Source organism: Oxalobacteraceae sp. CFBP 8761 (genome assembly GCA_014841595.1).
Lineage (GTDB): Bacteria > Pseudomonadota > Gammaproteobacteria > Burkholderiales > Burkholderiaceae_D > Telluria.
The window spans coordinates 827604-849246 of the sequence record JACYUE010000001.1; the positions used below are offsets into that span (position 1 = coordinate 827604).

Below are 21643 nucleotides of genomic sequence, written 5' to 3' on the forward strand. Positions count from 1 at the left end.
GTAATCAGGTGAGCAGGGAGCGCTGTTCGAGGCGTTTGCCGATCTCGGACACCAGCTGGCGCGCCAGCGTGAGCTTGTCGGCGCGCTCGAGCAGCACGTGGCCGTGTTCATCGAACAGGATGATCGTGTTGTCGTCCTGGCCGAAGGTCTGCGGGCCGATATTGCCGACCAGGAGCGGGATGCCCTTCTTTTCGCGCTTGGCCGCGCCGTAGGCTTCGAGCTGCTCGGATTCGGCGGCAAAGCCCACGCAATACGGCCAGCCCGACAGCGACACGGTTGCCGCGACCGAGGCCAGGATGTCCGCGTTCTGCGCGAACTCCAGCGCCGGCGGGGCGCCATCAGGCGTCTTCTTGAGTTTCTGGTCGCTGGCATTGACCACGCGCCAGTCGGCCACCGCGGCCACGCCGATGAACACGTGCTGGCCCGTGACGCCGGCCATCACCGCGTCGTGCATCTGCTGCGCGGTGAGCACGTCGATGCGGCGCACGCCATGCGGCGTGGGCAGCGACACCGGCCCGGAGACCAGCGTGACGTCAGCGCCGGCTTCCCGCGCAGCGCGCGCGATGGCGTACCCCATCTTGCCGGACGACAGATTGGTGATGCCGCGCACCGGATCGATCGGTTCGAACGTCGGCCCGGCCGTGATCATCACGCGCCGGCCCGCCAGCACCTTCTGCTGGAACGAGGCAATCAGCTCGTCGACCAGTTCATCCGCTTCGAGCATGCGCCCCATGCCCGTTTCGCCACACGCTTGCGCGCCGCGGCCCGGGCCGAACAGGCAAATACCGTCAGCGCGCAGCTGCGCCACATTGCGCTGCGTGGCCGGGTTGTCCCACATCTCGACGTTCATCGCCGGCGCCACGTGCAGCGGCACGTGACGCGGGCGCGCCACGCACAGCAGCGACAACAGGTCGTCGGCGGCGCCGTGCACGAGCTTGCGGATGAAATCGGCCGAGCAGGGCGCGATCAGGATCGCATCCGCATTGCGGGTCAGGTCGATGTGGGCCATGTTGTTGGCCATGCGCGCATCCCACTGGTCCAGATAGACCGGGTTGCCCGACACCGCCTGCATGGTGACCGCACCGATGAAATGCGTTGCCGCCTCGGTCATCACCACTTGCACGCTGGCGCCGTGCTTGACCAGCGCGCGACACAGTTCGGCCGCCTTGTAGCAGGCGACACCACCAGTCAGGCCCAGAACGATGCGCTTGCCTTTCAGGTCCATGCTCATGGCTTCGTCCCGGTCACGACTTGTTCACGCGCCGGAATTCATCCAGCACGAACAGCACGGCGCCGACCGAAATGCCGATGTCGGCGATATTGAAGGCCGGGAAGTGGCCGATGCCGGTCCAGTAGAAATCGAGGAAGTCGATCACGTGGCCGTGCACGACACGGTCGATGCCGTTGCCGACCGCGCCGGCCATGATCAGCGCGAGCGCGAAACAGAACAGGCGCTGTGTCGCGTTCTTGCTCATCATGTACAGGCAGAACACCACGGCGCCAATGGCGATACCCAGGAACAGCCAGCGCTGCCAGCCGCTCGCGTCGCCCAGGAAGCTGAATGCCGCCCCCGGGTTGTACACCTTGATCAGGTTGAAGAAGCCCGTGATCGGCACCGTCTCGGCGTAGGCAAACGTGCGTTCGACGGTGAGCTTGGTGACCTGGTCGAGCAGGACAATGATCAGGGACAGCCCGATCCAGGGGAACATGCTGGCGCCGACGCTCTTGTTCGTGCTGCGCTTGATCAGGGTGGCGCCGGACGGCGCTGGTTTCTTTTTGGTTGCCATGGTGTCTGGACCCGGTACTTATGCGAAGCGGCGCGCTTCGCCGGCGCCGAAGAGGTTGCTCGTGCAGCGGCCGCACAGCGTTGGATGTGCAGGGTCGTGGCCGACGTCGCGGCGGTAGTGCCAGCAGCGCTCGCACTTCTCGGCGTCCGACGGCACCACGGCCACGGCTTCTTCAGCCTCGCTTGCCACTTCCGTGACGCTCGCCTGCGATGTGATGAAGACGAACTTCAGGTCGTCATCCAGGCTGGCCAGCGCGCGGTACTTCTCGCCCGAGGCCTTGATCGCCAGTTCGGCCTGCAGCGACGAACCGATCGCGCCCGAGGTGCGCACTTCTTCCAGTTGCTTCGTCACGTCCAGGCGCACCTGGCGCAGCAAGGCGTACTTGGCCAGCAGCGCATCGCCATCCGGCAGCTCGGGGAAGGTCCACAGCGTCTGCGTGAAGATGGTTTCATCGCTGGCGTTGAACGTTTCCTGGTCCGCAAACACGGCCCACGCTTCTTCGGCCGTGAACGACAGCACCGGCGACATCACGCGCAGCAGCGCATGCGCGATGTGCCATAGCGCGGTCTGCGCGGAGCGGCGTGCTGCCGAATCGATGCCGGTCGTGTACAGGCGGTCCTTCAGGATATCCAGGTAGAAGCCGCCCAGGTCTTCCGAGCAGTAGTTCTGCAGGCGCGAGACGACCGGGTGGAATTCGTAGCGCTCGAAGTGCGCCGCCACGTCCTTCTGCAACTGCGCCATCGAGGCAATCGCGTAGCGGTCGATCTCGAGCAGCTCGCCCATCGGCACCGCGTGCTGCGCCGGGTTGAAGTCCGACGTGTTGGCCAGCAGGAAGCGCAGCGTGTTGCGGATGCGGCGGTACGATTCGGTCACGCGCTTCAGGATCTCTTCGCCGATCGACAGCTCGCCCGTGTAATCGGTCGAGGCCACCCACAGGCGCAGGATGTCGGCGCCGAGCGTGTCGGAGATTTTCTGCGGTGCCATCGTGTTGCCGAGCGACTTGGACATCTTCTTGCCATGCTCGTCGACCGTGAAGCCGTGCGTGAGCAGCGCCTTGTACGGTGGCTCGCCATTGAGCATCGACGACGTCAGCAGCGATGAGTGGAACCAGCCGCGGTGCTGGTCCGAGCCTTCCAGGTACAGGTCGGCCGGGAAGCCCAGCTGCTCCTTGTGCGAGCCGCGCAGCACGGTCTGGTGGGTTGCGCCCGAATCGAACCAGACGTCCAGCGTGTCCCTGTTCTTTTCGTAGATGGCGGCGTCGTCGCCCAGCAGCGTGACCGGGTCGAGCGTATGCCAGGCGTCGATGCCGCCCGTTTCGAACAGCTTGGCCACTTGCTCCAGCAGTTCCGGCGTGCGCGGGTGCAGCGTGCCAGTTTCTTTATGGATGAAGAAGGCCATCGGCACGCCCCACTGGCGCTGACGCGACAGGGTCCAGTCCGGGCGGTTCTCGATCATGCCGTGCAGGCGCGCCTGGCCCCAGTCCGGGAAGAACTGGGTCTTGGCGATGCCGGCCAGCGCGGTCTGGCGCAGGGTCTGGCCGCCATCCTTCGGCGTGAGGTCCATGCCGGCAAACCACTGGCTGGTGGCGCGGTAGATGATCGGCGTCTTGTGACGCCAGCAGTGCATGTAGCTGTGATCGAACATCTTGAGTTCGAACAGCGCACCGGCTTCGGTCAGCGCGGCGCAGATCGGTTTGCTCGCTTCCCAGATCGTCAGGCCGCCGAACAGCGGCAGCGTCGACACAAAGCGGCCGTCGCCCATGACCGGCTTGAGGATGTCGTCGTCCTGCATGCCGTGCGCCTTGCACGACACGAAGTCTTCCAGACCGTAGGCCGGCGCCGAGTGCACGACACCGGTACCGCTGTCGACCGTGACGTAGTCGGCCAGGTACAGCGGCGAGAGGCGGTCGTAGAACGCATCCTGCGCATGCAGCGGGTGCTTGAAGTTGATGCCGGCCAGCTTTTCGCCGACGGTGGTAGCGACAACCGTGCCTTCGAGCTTGTAGCGCGCCAGGCATGATTCGACCAGCTCGGAACCGAGGATCAGGAGCAGCGGCTTGCCGTCACGCTCGGCCTGCACCAGCGAATACTGGACTTCCGGACCGGCGTTGAGCGCCTGGTTCGACGGGATGGTCCAAGGGGTCGTGGTCCAGATGACGATGAAGCCGTCACCCGCGGGCAGTTTGTCCAGGCCGAAAGCAGCAGCGATTTTTTCCGGTTCGGCAAACGGGAAACCGACGTCGATTGCCGGGTCGCGCTTGTCCTGGTATTCGACTTCGGCCTCGGCCAGGGCCGAACCGCAATCGAAGCACCAGTTCACGGGCTTGAGGCCCCGGTAGACATAGCCTTTTTCGAGCAGCGTGCCGAGCGCGCGCAGCTCATCGGCCTCATTGCTGTAGGCCATGGTCATGTACGGGTTGTCCCATTCGCCGAGCACGCCCAGGCGGATGAAGCCGGCGCGCTGACGGTCGATCTGTTCGAGCGCGTAGGCGCGGGCCTTTTGCAGCACCTCGGCCGTCGGCAGGTTCTTGCCGTACAGTTTTTCGATCTGGATCTCGATCGGCATGCCGTGGCAATCCCAGCCCGGCACGTACGGCGCGTCGAAGCCGGCGATCGTGCGCGACTTCAGCACCATGTCTTTCAGGATCTTGTTGACGGCGTGGCCCAGATGGATGTCGCCATTCGCGTACGGCGGCCCGTCATGCAGGATGAAGGTCGGACGGCCCTTGGCGGCCTTGCGCACGCGCTCGTAGATTTTCTTGTCTTGCCATTGCTTGACCCAGCCCGGTTCGCGCTTGGCGAGGTCGCCGCGCATCGGGAACGGGGTGTCGGTCATATTGACCGGGTATTTGCTCTCCGGCTTTTTGCCGCCCTTGGCAGGGTTGTGCTGTTTGGTATCGGACATAAGGTTCTTTTGTTGGGTGTTCGTGTGCACGGCGCCGTGCGCCGCGTCGAATGGGGTCTGGCAAACAGGGGAGAGGCGCTTCCTGCCAATCGTCGACTGGCCGGGAAGCGCACTCAAATTCGGTCGGTCGCGTTCAGCGCGCCGTTACGCCGGTCGAAGAACGCGCGTGCCTGCAGCGCATCGTTGTCGATCGCAGCCGTGAGCAGGGCCAGGTCGGCGTATTTTTCTTCATCGCGCAGCTTGGCGAGAAACTCCACGCGCACGAGCTTGCCGTAACACTGGCCGGCATAGTCGAACACATGCACTTCAAGCAAGGTGCGGCCGGCGTCTTCGACGGTGGGGCGCACGCCCAGGCTGGCCACGGCCGGCAGCGGATGCTCGGCCAGGCCATGCACCTGTACGACGAAGATGCCGGACAGGGCAGGGCGATGCGTGACGCGCAGGTTCAGGGTCGGGAAGCCCAGCGTGCGGCCGAGCTTGGCACCATGGATCACGTGGCCCGACATCGCGTAGGGATGACCGAGCAGCCGGCTGGTGGCGCAAAAGTCGCCATCGGCCAGCGCCGCGCGCACGGCCGACGATGAGATGCGTTCGTCGCCATGCATCACGGTGCCGAGCGTGTGAACCTCGAACCCGTGTTCACGGCCGGACTCGGTCAACATGGCAATGTTGCCGGCGCGGCGCGCGCCGAAGCAGAAGTCGTCGCCCACCATCAGCCATTTGACGTGCAGACCGTCGACCAGCACACGCTGGACGAAATCCTGCGGCGACATGGCGGCAAACTGTTCGTTGAAATGTTCGACGATGACGCGGTCGATGCCGGCCTGGTCCAGGTCTTCGAGCTTGTCGCGCAGATTGGCCACGCGCGCCGGGGCTTTGGACGGGTCGCCCAGCTTGTGGGCAAAGTATTCGCGGGGATGGGGCTCGAACGTCATCACGGCCGCGTCAAGACCGAGCCGGTCAGCTGCGCCGCGTACTTGCGCCAGCAAGGCCTGGTGGCCGCGATGGACGCCGTCGAAATTGCCGATCGTGAGTGCGCAGGGTGCGCGCGCCCTGTCGTTGGGAAGTCCGCGAAATACCTTCATCAAGTCTGGTTCCGGTTGCGCGCCATGCTGTCGGTATGCGGCGCCAAAAGCCTGATTATACGGGAACTGCGCGGCAACTCCGACGTTGCATAGAAGGAATGGTTTGTATTCACCTTCGTGCACGGTGGCCTTCAGATGCCGACCAAATGAAAACGCCGCCCGAAGGCGGCGTTTTTGGTCGATTGCAAGGCCGTCGACCGCATATGCGGATGACGGCAACGTGCGCTTACGACAGTGGGTGGTTGACTGCCAGGATCCAGTAGCGGGCCAGTTCGGCAGTGCCGTCCTTGCCGCCAACGGTCTTGAACGCAGCGATGGCTTGCTGCTTCTTGCCAGCAACGGCGTAGGCTTCGCCCATGCGCAGCTTGGCTTCTTCGGCATTGCGCAGGCCGCCGGCCTTGATCGCTGCTTCCATCATCTTCAGGCCCTTGTCGGCCTGGCCAGCCTGCACCATCGCGTAACCCAGGCCAACCATCTGGTCTGCGTCCTTGGCGGCGGTGTACTCGGCTTCGAGCGCAGCAAAGTTCTTGTTTTGCTCGGCCAGGTTTTTCTCGGCCAGTTCCTTCAGGCGCTGGTGGCGCGCGGCATCGGTGCCGGTGCCCAGTGCGCCGGCCTTGTAGCCGCGGTCGATGATCTTGAGCGCTTCGGCCGGGGCTTTCGCCTGCAGCACCAGCTGGGCCATTTCCATGAACTCGCTTGGCTTCTTGAGCAGGTTATTGGCCAGCTTCAAGCGGTAGACGTCGATGTTCAGACGCTGCGAGTAGCCTGGCTGACGCTGCACGCGGTTCAGCAGGTCGGTCCAGTACTGGGCTTTCGGATAGCTTGCTGCCAGCTTCTCGATGGTGCGGACATAGCCGGCCGTATCGTTTTTCTTGAGCTGGATATTGGCGAGCATGCCGAGCTGATCTTCGCTCAGGCGGCCGCTTTTTTCGATGGTGCGCAGTTCCTGCTCGAGCGCAGCGGTGTTGCCTTGCTTGTAGTAGTTCTGCAGCAGGTAAGCGCGCAGCTTCGGATCATCCTTCTGCTTGAGCAGGGACTGGATCGTGCTGTTGGCTTTGTTCAGATCGCCGGCGCGCATATAGATGCCGACCAGGCCTTCCGAGAATTGCGAACGCTCGCTGGCGTTCAGCTTGCCCGAATCGAGCAGTGCTTCAAACGATTTGGCGGCGGTATCGAAATCACCGGCCGACGAGGCTGCAGCGGCGCGCACGCGCTCGATCGTGTAGGTTTCGTTGGCGGTCTTGTTGCCCACTTTGTCCAGTCCACGCAGGGTCGCCAGTGCGTCCTTGTGCTTACCTTGTTTCATTTGTGCCTGGGCTTGCTGCAGTGGTTTGCCGATCTCCGCACGCAGTGCTTCTGCAGCGACAGCGGAGGACAGGCCGATCACCGGAGTGGCGGCAACGAAGCCGAGTGCGGCCATCGCGATACTGAGGTGAGCGAGACGGAACTTGATCATCTGAAAAATCCTTATTTCAAAATGGACACGGCAGGGGGTAGCCCTGCCGTGTTGGTCAAAACATGGAACGATTACTGGAATTGCTCGTTACCGACCATGCCGATTTTGGTGACGCCGAGGCGCTGGGCAGATGCCATCACGCCGGCTACAACTTTATACTCTACCAGCTTATTTGGACGCAGGTGCACTTCAGGCTGGTCAGCCATCGCTGCGACTGCATTCATCTTTGCTTCGAGGGCTGCACGATCCGGAATCACTTCGCCATCCCAGAGGATGGTGCCGTCAAAGTCCACGTCGATGGTGACCACGACCGGCTTGACATCCGTCAGCGGTGGCGGGGTACCCGTCGGCATGTTCAGATTGACCGAGTGGTTCTGCTTCGGAATCGTGATGATCAGCATAATGATCAGAACGAGCAGGACGTCGATCAACGGCGTCATGTTCATTTCCATCATCGGTTCCGGATCAGCATCCTTAGCGGAGCTCGAACCTACGCTCATACTCATGGTGTTTCCTTTTCAAATGTCCGGAGAAGGGCGCGGCGCCCGGCTCGATGAGCCTGACGCCGCGTGCAGGGCTATCAGCCCGGTGGCTCGATCACGAAGCCAACCTTCTGCACCCCGGCACGTTGTGCCGTGTAGATGACCCGACCGATTGCTTCGTAGCGTGCTTCCTGATGGCCACGAACTTTTACTGCCGGTTGCGGCACCTTCACCGACTGCTCCGCGAGAAACTTGAACAGTTCATCCGTGTTCGCGAGGTGCAGCTGGTTATAGTACATATCGCCGTCTTTAGTGACGGTGATGTTAATGTCTTCCGGTTTGGTCAACGTGACCTGGTTCTCTTCTGCAGGCAGTACAACCTGTTGCAGCTTCAGAACCACCGGACTCGTGATCAGGAAGATGATCAGAAGAACCAACATGATGTCAACGAGTGGCGTCGTGTTGATCTCTGAATTCAGCTCATCTTCTCCGTTATCGGATCCGACACTCATCGACATAATTTATCCAATCTTCTTGGCGCTGATTGCTGCGTTCGAGGTCGACATTGCGCCCGAGATCAGGACCGAGTGCACGTCAGCCGAGAACGAGCGGATGTCTTCCAGCGCGGTCTTGTTACGACGAACCAGCCAGTTGTAACCCAGGACGGCAGGAACTGCAACGAACAGACCGAAGGCGGTCATGATCAGTGCTTCACCGACTGGACCTGCAACCTTGTCGATCGATGCGTTACCCGACATGCCGATGGCGGTCAGTGCGTTGTAAATACCCCAGACGGTACCGAACAGACCGATGAACGGTGAGGTCGAACCAACGGTTGCCAGGAACGACAGGCCATCTTGCAGACGCGACTGAACACGGTCAACAGCGCGCTGGATCTGCATGGTAACCCAGGTCGACAGGTCGATCTGCTCGAGCAGGGCGCCATCGTGGTGCTGGGTAGCCTTGGTGCCGGTTTCAGCGATGAAGCGGAATGGCGAACCTTCTTTCAGCGTAGCCGAACCAGCGACGATCGACGGTGCTTTCCAGAACTTGGCTTTCATGTCTTTAGCCTGGTTCATCACTTTTTGCTGATCGATCAGCTTGGTGATGATGATGTACCACGAACCGATCGACATCAGCGACAGGATGATCAGGGTGCCCTTGTTGACGAAGTCGCCGTGTTCCCACATAGCCTGCAGGCCGTACGGGTTGTAGACTTCTTCGGTTTTTTCGGTGCCTGGTGCAGCAGCTGGCGCGCCGGCATCGGCCGGAGCAGCGGTAGCAGCAGCATCAGTAGCAGGCGCAGCAGCCGGATCAACGGCTGGTGCAGCTGCGTCGGTCGCCGCTGGAGCAGCTGCGTCGGTTGCCGGGGTTTGCGCGAAGGCTGGTGCCGACACCAGCGCCGATGCTGCGGTTACCGACAACAGGACAGCCGCCAGGAAAGCGGACAAACGGGTATTCTTAAACATGCTTCCTCCAAAATATTTAAATAGACAGTTCGCTGAACTTACGACAACGACAATCAAAGTTTGAGACGGTGTTTTGTCCCGGTTTTATTCCAGCGTCCAGACGTACTGCACCGCTGTCCACGCCTGTTCCGGCTTGCCATCGATCATGGCTGGCTTGAATCGGCATTTGCTCAGAGCCGATTGCGCGGCCCGGTCCAAGTCTCGGAAGCCACTTGACTTCGCCAGCTTGGCTTCCAACACGCGACCATCGACACCAATCAGGAATTGCAGGGTCGTGGTACCCGTTTCTTCATTGCGTTGCGACGAACGCGGATATTCCGGACGTGCGCAAGTATTAAAGTCTGCTACTGCTTCGCTACGGCTGACGCCACGCGGTGCCGGTGGTGCTGGCGGCGCCGATGGTGCCGGTGGTGCAGGCGGTGCCAGCGACGTGGTCGGTGGCGGCGTCTGCGTCGCAGCGGCGATCACGTTTTGCGGCGGTGGCGGCTGCTGCACCTGCACTTCGACCGGCGGGATGAATGGAGGCGGTGGAGCCTTCATTTCCGGCGGTGGCGGCGGTGGCGGGGTTTCCGGTGGTGGCGGCGGAGCCACTTCTTCAATCAGCTTGGTCTCCACAGCTTCGGTCACCGTGCTGACGATCCGGGTCCCCAGGCCAGCAACGAGTGCCCAACCCACGAGGATGTGGAAGATGAGCACAACGATGAATCCTGTGAAATTTTTCCCGGGTTGCTTTTCGTTCGAAAAATTCATGCCATATTTCTCCAATGCCAACTCTTTTTTGTTGCTACCAAACCCACTAAATACGACGGAAACCTAGAGCCGCATCCGGGACATTCGAGGAATTATACCTACGAATTCTTTTTTGCACATACATTTTTACAGCAGCGAAAGGACCGCTAACTGCTTGTAAAAGCAGGCAAACCTGCTCATCTATACAAGAACGGATGGGCTGTACAGCGGGGTTTGGAGGTCCGGAAAATGTGTCGTCTTATCTATGGATTCTCCTCATTACGTGGAAGATCAATGCTCAGGCTGGTTTAGCCAAATTATTGTCGTTAATTGTGCAGTTTGGCAAATTTCCTATGAGTAAGCGACGGCTTTTGTACAAACTATCGCTGTTCGCCGGGTCTTGCATCGGAGAACGAATCACCTGGAACAGGTACCTTCCTTCACAAGCTATAGATAAAAGTTATACGACTTCTCACCATTGAGATAACTCAACCGTGCGCCTAACAGAGGTTCAACTTGGCAGGAATAAAAGCTGCGAGCCTCTACACCTGCTTCGCCAAACTATATTACTTAGTTTTGCTAGGTACTTCACCACCATATTGCCATGACGTAGATGTGACAGCGCCAACATGTGATGACGGCAACATACCATGAAATTCCGATATTGGCGATACCAAGCGTACACGAGTACGTACGTGTTCCTACGCACGCGTGGTATTGACAGGTGATGAGGGCTGAAGAGCGGGGCGGGAAGGATCGGCGTGAACGCCGATCCTGTATAGGGACAGGCAATCAGCGCGTGCGTTTTTCGCGCCGGCAATCGATGAAGCTGACCACGTGGCCATCGGGATCGGCCGTCTCGAGGCGCACGTCGAAGCCCCACAGGCGGGCCACGTGCTTGAGGACCTCTTGCGCCTGCTGATTGAGCGGGCGCCGGTTGTACTGCGTATGACGCAGCGTCAGCGCGCGGTCGTCGCGTGTATTGACTTGCCAGACCTGGATGTTCGGTTCGCGGCTGCCCAGGTTGTATTGTTCGGCCAGCTTGTGACGCACGTAGCGGTAGCCGGCGTCATCGTGGATGGCCGAAATCGAGAGTTTGTCGCTGCGATCGTCGTCCAGCACGGCAAAGAAGTGAAATTCGCGGATCAGCTTTGGCGACAGGTACTGCGCAATGAAACTCTCGTCCTTGAAATTGCGCATCGCAAAGTCCAGCGTCTTGCGCCAGTCGCTGCCGGCGATGTCAGGGAACCAGGTACGGTCTTCGTCAGTGGGATGTTCGCAGATGCGGCGGATGTCGCTCATCATCGCGAAGCCGAGCGCATACGGGTTGATCCCGCTGTAATAAGGGCTGTTGGCCGGCGGCTGGTAGACGACATTGGTGTGGCTTTGCAGGAATTCGAGCATGAAGCCGTCGCCGACGATACCTTCCTGATACAGGTCCTGCAATATCGTGTAGTGCCAGAACGTGGCCCAGCCTTCATTCATCACCTGCGTCTGGCGCTGTGGATAAAAGTATTGCGAGATCTTGCGCGTGATGCGCACCAGCTCGCGCTGCCATGGCTCCAGCAGCGGGGCATATTTTTCAATGAAGTACAGCAGGTTTTCTTCGGGCTCGGGCGGAAAGCGCACGGGCGCGGCGCTGTGCACCTGCTCTTCGCGCAGCGGCAGCGTGCGCCAGATGGCATTGACCTGCGACTGCGCGTACTCTTCACGCTCCTTGGTGCGCGCCGCCTCTTGCGCCACTGACAGCTTGGCCGGGCGCTTGTAGCGGTCGACGCCATAGTTTTGCAGCGCGTGGCACGAATCGAGCAATTCTTCCACCGCATCGATGCCATGCCGCTGCTCGCATTCGGCGATGTAATTCTTGGCAAACACCATATAGTCGACGATGGCGTCAGCGTCAGTCCAGCTTCGGAACAGGTAGTTGCCCTTGAAAAAGGAGTTGTGGCCGTATGCCGCGTGCGCGATCACCAGCGCCTGCATCGTCAGGCTGTTCTCTTCCATCAGGTAGGCGATGCAGGGATTGGAATTGATGACGATTTCATAGGCCAGGCCCATCTGGCCACGGCGGTAGCTTTTCTCGGTGCTCAGGAAATGCTTGCCGAACGACCAGTGGTTGTATGACACCGGCATCCCAACCGAGGTGTAGGCATCCATCATTTGCTCGGCGGTGATGATCTCGAGCTGGTTCGGGTAGGTGTCGAGGCCGTAGCGTTTGGCCACACGCCTGATTTCTTCGTGCGCCTGCTCGATCAGGTCGAAAGTCCATTCCGACTGTTCGGGCAGGGCGCGCGGGTTGTCCGGATCTCTTGGCATGAGGCACCTCGCTGCTGTTGGCTGGTTGGGCTGTTCGCGCGGCTACTTGGCCTGCTTTTTAAACAGTTCCCGGAACACCGGATAGATATCGGCCGGGGTCACGATCTTTTGCATCGCGAAGTTGCGGTGCTGGCTGGCGACGTCGCAGTATTGTTCCCACAGATTCTGTGGCGGGCCGTCCGTGATTTCGACATACGTGTAGTACTGAACGCGCGGCATGATCGCATTGGACAGGATCTGCTTGCACAGCACCGAATCGTTGTCCCAGTTGTCGCCATCGGAGGCTTGCGCCACGTAGGCATTCCAGTCGGCGCTGCCGTAGCGTTCGTTGATGACTTTTTGCAGCAGGTGCAGGGCCGACGACACGACGGTGCCGCCCGACTCGCGCGAATGAAAGAACTCGTTCTCGTCGACCTCGGCCGCCGCCGTGTGGTGGCGAATGAAGACCACATCGATTTTCTCGTACACGCGTTTCAGGAACAGATACAGCAGGATGAAGAAGCGCTTGGCGGTGTCCTTGCGGGTTTCGTCCATCGAGCCTGACACGTCCATGATGCAAAACATCACGGCCTGGGTACTTGGCTTGGGAATCTTGATCCGGTTGGCGTAGCGCAGGTCGAACGGGTCGATGAACGGAATCGCATTGAGCCGGATCCGCAAATGGTGAATGCGATCCCGTAGTTCGACGACGCCTTGGTCGTCGGCCGGTGCACCTTCGTCGAACAACGCCTGCAATTGTTCCTGGGCTTCGGCCAACTGGCGCCGGGTCGGCCCGCCCACGGCGATGCGCCGGCCCAGGGCCCCGCGCAGCGAGCGCAGCACGTGGATATTCGAGGGCGTGCCCGAGACGTTGTAGCCAGCGCGCTGATTCTTGTACTCAATGGTCTGGGTCAACTGCGTCTTGACCATATTCGGCAGCTCAAGATCTTCGAAGAAATAATTCATGAATTCTTCGCGCGACAATTCAAAGATGAAATCGTCTTCGACGGTCTGGTCGCTGTTGCCGGGGCGGCCGCGGCCAGCGCCGGCGCCACCGCCGCGCGGGCGGCTGAACTGGTCGCCTTTTTGATATTCGGTATTGCCGGGGTTGACGGTTTCCCAGACGCCGCCATGGGCGTGGCCGAAGTGGGGCTCGTTCACGTCCTTGACGGGGATGGTGACCTTTTCGCCGTTTTCGATGTCGGTGATCGAGCGGCCCTTGATGGCGCGGCCGACGGCATCCTTGATCTGCGCCTTGTAGCGGCGCAGAAAGCGTTCGCGGTTGACCGCAGACTTGTTCTTGCCCTGCAAGCGACGGTCGATGAGGTAAGTCAAAACAGGCCTCCTGCTCAATGTAAGCGCGGATCTGGCGTTTTGGACACGCCCGTTGGCGCTGTGGCGCTGCCTTTAAACAGCAGCGCCCTTATCTTAATACGCTACGCGAACGGACGTGCGACGCACGTACAGCGCGGGACGTTGCCGGCGGGCGGCCTGCGGCCAGCCGGCAACGCTGTTACTTATATACTGCTGCTTGTACGCTGTTGCTTACGACGATTTGCGCACGCGCAGATACCACTCGCACAGCAACCGCACCTGCTTCGGCGTATAGCCTTTCTCGACCATGCGCGCCACGAAATCGGCGTGCTTGTTCGCATCCTCGGTATTCGCCTTTGCATTGAATGAAATCACCGGCAGGAGTTCCTCGGTATTCGAGAACATTTTTTTCTCGATCACGCTGCGGAACTTTTCATAACTGGTCCAGGCGGGATTTTTGCCGGCATTGGTGGCGCGCGCACGCAGGCTGAAGTTGACGATCTCGTTGCGGAAATCCTTCGGATTCGAAATCCCGGCCGGCTTCTCGATCTTTTCCAGTTCGGCGTTGAGCGACTCGCGATCGAAACTCTCGCCGGTATCGGGATCGCGAAATTCCTGGTCCTGGATCCAGAAGTCGGCGAACGTGACGTAACGGTCGAAGATGTTCTGTCCATATTCGGAATAGCTTTCCAGGTACGCTGTTTGAATCTCCTTGCCGATGAAGTCGACGTAGCGCTGCGCCAGGTGTTCCTTGATATACGACAGGTAGCGCTGCTCGGTCTCGGGCGGGAATTGCTCGCGCTCGATCTGTTGCTCGAGCACGTATAGCAGGTGCACCGGATTGGCCGCCACTTCGGTATTGTCGAAATTGAATACCTTCGACAAAATCTTGAAAGCAAAGCGGGTCGACAGGCCGTTCATGCCTTCGTCCACGCCTGCGTAATCGACATATTCGTGCAGCGACTTGGCTTTGGGGTCGGTGTCCTTCAGGTTGTCGCCGTCATACACGAGCATCTTGGAATAGATGCTGGAATTGTCGGGATCCTTCAGGCGCGACAGCACGGCAAACTGCGACATCATGCGCAGCGTACCCGGCGCGCAGGGCGCCTTGTCGAGCGACGAATTGCGCAGCAGCTTGTCGTAGATTTTCACTTCGTCCGACACCCGCAGGCAATACGGCACCTTGACGATATAGATGCGGTCAAGGAACGCCTCGTTATTGCGGTTGTTGCGGAAGGTCTTCCATTCGGACTCGTTCGAGTGCGCCAGCACGATGCCGTCGAACGGGATCGCGCCAAAGCCTTCGGTGCCCTTGTAATTGCCTTCCTGCGTCGCCGTGAGCAGCGGGTGCAGCACCTTGATCGGCGCCTTGAACATCTCGACGAATTCCATCAGGCCCTGGTTGGCCAGGCACAGGCCACCCGAATAGCTGTAGGCGTCCGGATCGTCCTGCGAAAAATCCTCGAGCTTGCGGATATCGACCTTGCCGACAAGGGACGAGATATCCTGGTTGTTTTCGTCGCCCGGTTCGGTCTTGGAAATGGCGACCTGCTTGAGGATCGACGGATAGCGCCGCACGACGCGGAACTTGTTGATGTCGCCGCCGAATTCGTGCAGGCGCTTGACGGCCCAGGGACTCGGCACCGCGCGCAGGTAGCGGCGGGGAATGCCGTAATCCTCTTCGAGGATCTTGCCGTCTTCGTCTTCGCTGAACAAGCCCAGGGGCGACTCGTTGACGGGCGAACCCTTGATCGCATAAAAGGGCACCAGCTCCATCAGGCTCTTGAGCTTTTCGGCAATCGACGACTTGCCGCCACCCACCGGGCCCAGCAGATACAGGATCTGCTTGCGTTCTTCCAGGCCTTGCGCCGCGTGGCGGAAATACGAAACGACCTGTTCGATCACTTCTTCCATGCCATAAAACTCGCGGAACGCCGGATAGATCTTGATGACCTTGTTGGCGAAGATGCGCGACATGCGCGAATCGAGACGGGTATCGACCAGCGTGGGTTCGCCAATGGCGGCGAGCATGCGCTCCGGTGCGCTGGCATACGTCAGCGGGTCACGCTTGCACATCTGCAGGAACTCGGACATCGAGTATTCCTCTTCGCGAGTACGCTCATAGCGGGCCGTGTAATTTTCAAAGATGCTCATTGAATTTCCTTTAATGTGCCAACAACGAATCACTGTCACAGCAGCGCATGGCGCTGCCCGGGGGCCCGGTTATTTTTGGCGTACTCCTTGTTCGGTCGTCACGTGCGGCGCCAGTGTGGTCGGCGTCGTGGATGGTGCGCGTGCGATTGCTTGTTGTCGATCCGGAAATATCGAACTAACCGCAGTATGGAGAGCGTCTTTTTGCGTTACTGAAATTTATTATGTGCCTAATAGTTTCCGAAGTCAAAGTCGTGTTGCACGACCTGATGAAGTGGTAACAAGTGCTTGATTCAACTACAAAAAGTTGGCTTTTTACCTTCGCCATACGTGCGTGCGGGCCGTGCTGCAAAGCGTAGCGAGTTTTCGTCAACGGTACAACAGGCGGTGCACGCGCATCGTGCGCGGCCCCATGATGAACTCACGCTTTTTCGCTGTGGCATGAGCCGATTGCACGCATGCGTTACACTTGCCGGTCGCCTCAACGCGACCTTATTCACTGAACACCTGTTGGAGAACACCATGCTTGACGATCGCTTGCGCACCCTGCTGCAGAACATGCCCAAGGCTGAACTGCACATCCATATCGAGGGCTCGCTCGAGCCAGAACTGATTTTTGCTCTGGCACAAAGAAACAACGTCCAGCTGGCCTATGCCTCGGTCGAAGCGTTGCGCGACGCCTACGCTTTCAGCGATCTGCAATCGTTCCTCGACATTTATTATGCAGGCGCCAGCGTGCTGCTGACCGAGCAGGACTTTTATGACATGACCGCCGCCTACCTGGCGCGCGCCCATGCCGACAATGTCCGCCATACCGAAATCTTCTTCGACCCGCAAACGCATACCGCGCGCGGCGTGCCGTTCGAGACCGTCATCAACGGCATCTGGCGCGCCTGCCAGGATGCGCCGCTGAGCGCTGAACTGATCATGTGCTTCCTGCGTCACCTGTCGGAAGACGACGCGATCGCCACGCTGGACGAGTCGCTGCCGTACCGCGACAAGTTCATCGGCGTGGGCCTGGATTCGTCCGAGGTCGGCCATCCACCCGAGAAGTTCGCGCGCGTGTTCGAGCGTGCCCGCAATCTGGGCCTGCGCCTGGTCGCGCATGCCGGCGAAGAAGGCCCGCCGGCCTATATCGAAAGCGCACTCGACGTGCTCAAGGTCGAGCGCATCGACCACGGCGTGCGCAGCCTGGAAAGCCCGGCGCTGGTCGAGCGCCTGGTGCGCGAGCAGATGGCGCTGACCGTATGCCCGCTGTCGAACATCAAGCTGCGCGTATTCGATGTCATGGGGTCGCACAATCTGCGCACCTTGCTCGACGCTGGCCTGGCCGTCACGGTCAACTCGGACGATCCGGCCTATTTCGGCGGCTACGTCAACGAGAACTACTTCGCTGCCTTCGACGCCTTGCCGCTGGATGTGACGCACGCGCGGCAACTGGCGCGCAACAGCTTCCAGGCCGCCTTCATCGACCCGGAGCGCAAGCGCGCCTTCCTGGCCGAAGTCGACGACTTCTTCGCCAACGCCTGACCTTAACCACGGAGCGACGCCATGTTCGTCCAGGCACTTCGCATGACGGCGCGCGACTGGCGCGCCGGTGAACTGCGCTTCCTGCTGGTGGCGCTCATCGTCGCCGTGGCGGCGCTCACGTCGGTCGGCTTTTTCACTGACCGCATGCGCGCCGGCATGGACCGCGACGCGCACCAATTGCTGGGCGCCGACCTTCTGGTCAAGACCGATGACCCGGTGCCCCAGGCCTGGCGCGATGAAGCGGCGCGGCGCGGCCTGCTGCTGGCCGACACCGTCACTTTCCCGAGCATGGCGCAGGCAGGCGAGGGCGATGATTCGCTGGCGCAGCTCTCGTCGATCAAGGCGGTATCAACAGGCTATCCGCTGCGCGGCCAGATGAAGATCACGACCGACCCGGTCGCGGCCAGTGGCGCGCGCGGCGAACCGACGCGCGCCGTGCCGGCGCCCGGCACCGTGTGGGTCGACCCTGGCCTGCTCGCGCAGCTGTCCACGCAGGTGGGCGGCATGCTCACGCTGGGCAACAGCCAGTTGCGCATCACGCAGCTGATCGCCACCGAGCCCGATAAAGGCGCGTCGTTCGCGAACTTCGCGCCGCGCGTGATGCTGTCGATGGCCGATCTGAAGGCCACGGGCCTGGTGGACGATTTCGCGCGCGTGGACTTCAGGCTGCAGATTGCCTCGACCAACCGCAACGACCTGGCGGCCATCAAGGCCTACGAAACCTGGCTGCGCGCGCAGATCAGGGACGGCAACCTCAAGGGCGTGCGCATCGAGACGCTGGAGAACGGGCGTCCCGAAATGCGCGCGACGCTCGATCGGGCCGGTTTGTTTTTGTCGCTCGTGGGCCTGTTATCGGCGATGCTGGCGGCGGTGGCCGTGGCGATGGCGGCGCGCCGCTTCATGAGCCGCCACCTGGATGCCTGCGCCATGCTGCGCTGCCTGGGCCTGACCCAGAACCAGGTCACCGTGATGTACGTGACTGAATTCGCCCTCGTCGGCTTGCTGGGCAGCGTGCTCGGTGTGCTGGTGGGTTTTGGCGCGCACTTCGTGCTGCTCGAACTGATCGCATCGCTGATCCGCACCGAGCTGCCGCCGGTCTCGATCCTGCCGGCGCTGCAGGGCGTGGCCACCGGCATGCTGCTGCTGGTGGGCTTTGCGCTGCCGCCGATTCTGCAATTGCGCAATGTGCCGCACAACCGCGTGATCCGGCGCGAAGCCGGCGCGCCGCAACCGGCCGCGCTGGTGACCTATGGCCTGGGCGTGGGCGCGTTCGTCCTGCTGCTCTACTGGCAGGCGCGTGACCTGACGCTGGCGCTGATCACGGCCGGCGGCTTCCTCGGCGGCTTCGCCGTGTTCGCGCTCGTGGCCTGGCTGGGCCTCAAGCTGTTGCGCCGCATGCGCAACCTGTTCCCGCAGCAGGCCTGGCGCTTTGCCGTCACGTCGCTGCAGCGCCGGCCCGGCGCCACGGTCGTGCAGGTGGTCTCGCTGTCGCTGGGTCTGATGGCGCTGCTGCTCCTGACCGTCGTGCGGGGTGACCTGATGGCGGCCTGGCAGTCGGCCACGCCGGCCGATGCGCCGAATCGCTTCGTCATCAACATCCTGCCCGAGCAGACGAAGGGCGTCGAAGACCAGCTGCAGGCGGCCAACGTGAAGGAGCCGGTGCTGTTTCCGATGATCCGCGGGCGCCTCACGGCGATCAACGGCGCCGCCATCAAGAGCGACACCTTTGCCGATGGCGAGGCGCGCCGCCTGGCCAACCGCGAATTCAACCTGTCGACGACCAATGCGCTGCCGGAGGGGAACGAGGTCGTCGAAGGCGCGTGGTTCAAGGATGCGCCCGGCCTGGCCGAAGCGTCGGTCGAGAAAAGCATCATGGACCGCCTTGGCCTGAAGCTGGGCGACAGCCTGCGCTTCGACATGGCGGGGCTGATGGTGGACGCGAAGATCACCAGCGTGCGCAAGCTCGAATGGGGCTCGATGCGCGCCAACTTCTTCGTCATCATCAATCCGGCCGCGATGGCCAATGCGCCGACCACCTACATGACGGCATTCCACGTGCCGGCCGAAGGCGCGAACCTGGGCAATGCGCTCACGCGTGCATACCCGAACCTGACCGTGGTCGATGTTTCGGGCATCATCCGCCAGCTGCAGGACGTGCTGGACCAGGTGGTGGTCGCGGTCGAATTCCTGTTCCTGTTCACGCTGGCCTCGGGCGTGCTGGTGCTGTATGCGGCGTTGATGGGATCGACCTCCGAGCGCACGCGTGAAGGCGGCCTGCTGCGGGCGCTGGGCGCGACGCGCCAGCAACTGGCGCGGGCGCAGCGGATCGAGTTCGTGCTGGTGGGCGGGCTGTCAGGCCTGCTCGCCGCGACGGGCGCCGCAGCGCTGGGCTGGGCGCTGGCGACGTACCAATTCAAATTCCCGTGGACGTTCGCGCCAGGCGTGTGGCTGGCTGGCCTGGTGGTGGGCATCCTGTGCGCGATCGTCGGCGGCTGGTTCGGCCTGCGCGGCGTGCTGCGCCAGCCGCCGCTGCAGACGTTGCGGGAGGCGTGAGCATGCAAGATACCCAAGCCGACACGCCAACGCTGTACGAGGTCATGGGCGGCGCTGAGCGCCTGCGCGCGCTGGTGGACCGCTTCTATGACCTGATGCAGCTGGAGTCGGAGTTCGCCAACATCCACGTGATGCACCCGGTGCCCAACGACAGCTCGCGCGACAAGCTGTTCATGTTCCTGTCCGGGTGGATGGGCGGCCCCGACCTGTATATCGAACGCTATGGCCATCCGCGCCTGCGCGCGCGCCACCTGCCGTATGCGATCGGCACCAAGGAGCGCGACGCGTGGCTGCGCGCGATGGCGTGGGCGATGGAAGACCTGGGCTACGATGAGGCGCTGCGGGTGCGCCTGCTGACGTCCTTCTTCGAGACCGCCGACTGGATGCGCAACAAGGCCGATTGACACGATGACGACAGCAGAAATCCTGATCCTGGTGGGCCTCGCGCTCATCATCGCGTTGCTGGTACTGGTCTTGCTACGCCTGCGCCTGCGCGGCAGCGGCAGCGGCGACGGCAACGGCGCGCACATCGAACGGCTCGAGCGCGAGCTGCGCCAGGAACTGCAGGCCAGCGCGCAATCGACGCGCCAGGAGACCGCCGGTCACCTGGCCCAGTACCACAATGCCTCCGTCCAGCAATTTGACAGCATGCGTCAGCAGATGCAGCTGCAATCGAGCAGCGGACGCGAAGAGCAGGCGCGCGCGCTCAAGCGCTTCGCCGACACGCTGCAGCAAACGCTGGGAAACCTGACCGAATCGAACGCCCAGCGCATGCTCGAAGTGCGCAACACGCTCGAATCAAAAATTCGCGACCTGCAGGCAGACAACGGCAAGCGCCTGGAAGAGATGCGCCAGACGGTCGACGAAAAGCTGCACGCGACGCTCGAGACGCGGCTGACGGAATCGTTCCGCCAGGTGTCGGAGCGGCTGGAAAAAGTCCACCAGGGCCTGGGCGAGATGCAGCAGCTGGCGATCGGCGTGGGTGACCTCAAGCGCGTGCTCACGAATGTGAAGACGCGCGGCACGTGGGGCGAGGTGCAGCTGGAGATGCTGCTCGAGCAGGTATTGACGGTCGAGCAGTATGCGAAGAACGTCGAGACAGTGGCAGGCTCGAACGCGCGGGTGGAGTTCGCGATCAAGCTACCAGGCACCGTCGACGGCGGCGCGCCGTTGTGGCTGCCGATCGACGCCAAGTTTCCGAAAGAGCAGTACGAGCGCCTGCAGGCCGCGGCCGACATTGCGGATGCCGAAGGCGTCATCCGCGCCGGCGCCGAACTGGAACGGGCAGTGCGGCGCGAGGCGCAAACGATCTGCGACAAATACGTCTCGCCGCCACAGACAACGGATTTCGCGATCCTGTTTCTGCCGACCGAAGGCCTGTACGCCGAAGTAATGCGGCGCCCGGGCCTGGCCGACGACCTGCAGCGCACGCTGCGCGTGACGATCGCCGGCCCTTCGACGCTGAGCGCCTTGCTCAACAGCCTGCAGATGGGCTTCCGCACGCTGGCGCTGGAAAAGCGCTCATCCGAAGTGTGGCAGGTGCTGGGCGCGGTCAAAACCGAATTCACAAAGTTCGGCGACGTGCTGGCCGCCACCAAAACGACGCTGGAGCGGGCAGCGAAAAACATCGAAAACGCCGAAGTGCGCAGCCGCCAGATGGCCCGCAAACTCAAATCCGTCGAAGCCCTCCCAAGCGAAGCCGCCCAATTACTCCTGGGCTCTGACGGCCTGGAACGCGAAGACTGACAGCACCCCTACAATGTCCCCCAGGTTACAAAAACAATGAGGGTCAGAGTAGAATTAATGGGCAATTACCCAATGTTGTCAAACAATTCGACTCTGACCCCAATTGTTTTGTAAGGGTATGGGGGCAACAACTTGGTGGTTG

16 protein-coding genes are annotated in these 21643 nt (G+C 61.5%); 4 read left to right on the forward strand and 12 right to left on the reverse strand.

Annotated features, from left to right (window positions below):
* Positions 1-4: 4 nt before the first annotated feature.
* The 12 genes from coaBC to IFU00_03765 all read right to left on the reverse strand — a co-directional run bounded on the left by coaBC (position 5) and on the right by IFU00_03765 (position 15675).
* Positions 5-1225 carry a bifunctional phosphopantothenoylcysteine decarboxylase/phosphopantothenate--cysteine ligase CoaBC gene (gene coaBC, locus IFU00_03710; GenBank protein MBD8541385.1) on the reverse strand — a complete coding sequence of 407 codons (1221 nt, stop codon included), beginning with the start codon at positions 1223-1225 and terminating at the stop codon, positions 5-7.
* 19 nt (positions 1226-1244) lie between these two features.
* Positions 1245-1787, reverse strand: a complete 543-nt coding sequence (locus IFU00_03715; GenBank protein ID MBD8541386.1) for a lipoprotein signal peptidase — start codon at positions 1785-1787, stop codon at positions 1245-1247.
* A gap of 18 nt (positions 1788-1805) precedes the next feature.
* A complete protein-coding gene (gene ileS / locus IFU00_03720) occupies positions 1806-4691 on the reverse strand; it encodes an isoleucine--tRNA ligase (protein MBD8541387.1) in 2886 nt (961 codons plus the stop codon).
* Between the two features lie 113 nt (positions 4692-4804).
* The gene (locus IFU00_03725) at positions 4805-5776 is read right to left on the reverse strand and encodes a bifunctional riboflavin kinase/FAD synthetase (GenBank protein ID MBD8541388.1); all 972 of its coding nucleotides are present in this window, start codon (positions 5774-5776) and stop codon (positions 4805-4807) included.
* Positions 5777-6002: 226 nt separating this feature from the next.
* The gene (locus IFU00_03730; GenBank protein ID MBD8541389.1) at positions 6003-7232 is read right to left on the reverse strand and encodes a hypothetical protein; all 1230 of its coding nucleotides are present in this window, start codon (positions 7230-7232) and stop codon (positions 6003-6005) included.
* 71 nt (positions 7233-7303) lie between these two features.
* On the reverse strand, positions 7304-7738 hold the full coding sequence (locus tag IFU00_03735) for a biopolymer transporter ExbD (GenBank protein ID MBD8541390.1): 435 nt from the start codon (positions 7736-7738) through the stop codon (positions 7304-7306).
* 74 nt (positions 7739-7812) lie between these two features.
* Positions 7813-8232: a biopolymer transporter ExbD gene (locus tag IFU00_03740; protein ID MBD8541391.1), complete on the reverse strand. Its 420-nt coding sequence runs from the start codon at positions 8230-8232 to the stop codon at positions 7813-7815.
* Between the two features lie 3 nt (positions 8233-8235).
* Complete coding sequence (locus tag IFU00_03745) at positions 8236-8904, reverse strand: MotA/TolQ/ExbB proton channel family protein (protein ID MBD8541392.1); 669 nt, start codon at positions 8902-8904, stop codon at positions 8236-8238.
* 363 nt (positions 8905-9267) lie between these two features.
* Complete coding sequence (locus IFU00_03750) at positions 9268-9933, reverse strand: energy transducer TonB (protein MBD8541393.1); 666 nt, start codon at positions 9931-9933, stop codon at positions 9268-9270.
* 771 nt (positions 9934-10704) lie between these two features.
* Positions 10705-12228 carry a SpoVR family protein gene (locus IFU00_03755; protein ID MBD8541394.1) on the reverse strand — a complete coding sequence of 508 codons (1524 nt, stop codon included), beginning with the start codon at positions 12226-12228 and terminating at the stop codon, positions 10705-10707.
* 42 nt (positions 12229-12270) lie between these two features.
* On the reverse strand, positions 12271-13542 hold the full coding sequence (locus tag IFU00_03760; GenBank protein MBD8541395.1) for a YeaH/YhbH family protein: 1272 nt from the start codon (positions 13540-13542) through the stop codon (positions 12271-12273).
* 210 nt (positions 13543-13752) lie between these two features.
* Positions 13753-15675: a PrkA family serine protein kinase gene (locus IFU00_03765; GenBank protein MBD8541396.1), complete on the reverse strand. Its 1923-nt coding sequence runs from the start codon at positions 15673-15675 to the stop codon at positions 13753-13755.
* A 519-nt stretch (positions 15676-16194) separates the two neighbouring features.
* On the opposite strand from IFU00_03765, the gene IFU00_03770 reads away from it, so the two are divergent.
* From IFU00_03770 to rmuC, 4 genes are read left to right on the forward strand one after another with little or no spacing between them, the layout of a single operon-like run.
* Positions 16195-17202, forward strand: coding sequence for an adenosine deaminase (locus tag IFU00_03770; GenBank protein MBD8541397.1), 1008 nt, complete (start codon positions 16195-16197; stop codon positions 17200-17202).
* Positions 17203-17223: 21 nt separating this feature from the next.
* A complete protein-coding gene (locus IFU00_03775) occupies positions 17224-19755 on the forward strand; it encodes an FtsX-like permease family protein (GenBank protein MBD8541398.1) in 2532 nt (843 codons plus the stop codon).
* 2 nt (positions 19756-19757) lie between these two features.
* Positions 19758-20159 carry a group II truncated hemoglobin gene (locus tag IFU00_03780; protein ID MBD8541399.1) on the forward strand — a complete coding sequence of 134 codons (402 nt, stop codon included), beginning with the start codon at positions 19758-19760 and terminating at the stop codon, positions 20157-20159.
* Positions 20160-20163: 4 nt separating this feature from the next.
* The gene (gene rmuC / locus IFU00_03785; protein ID MBD8541400.1) at positions 20164-21501 is read left to right on the forward strand and encodes a DNA recombination protein RmuC; all 1338 of its coding nucleotides are present in this window, start codon (positions 20164-20166) and stop codon (positions 21499-21501) included.
* The last annotated feature ends 142 nt before the right edge of the window (positions 21502-21643 follow it).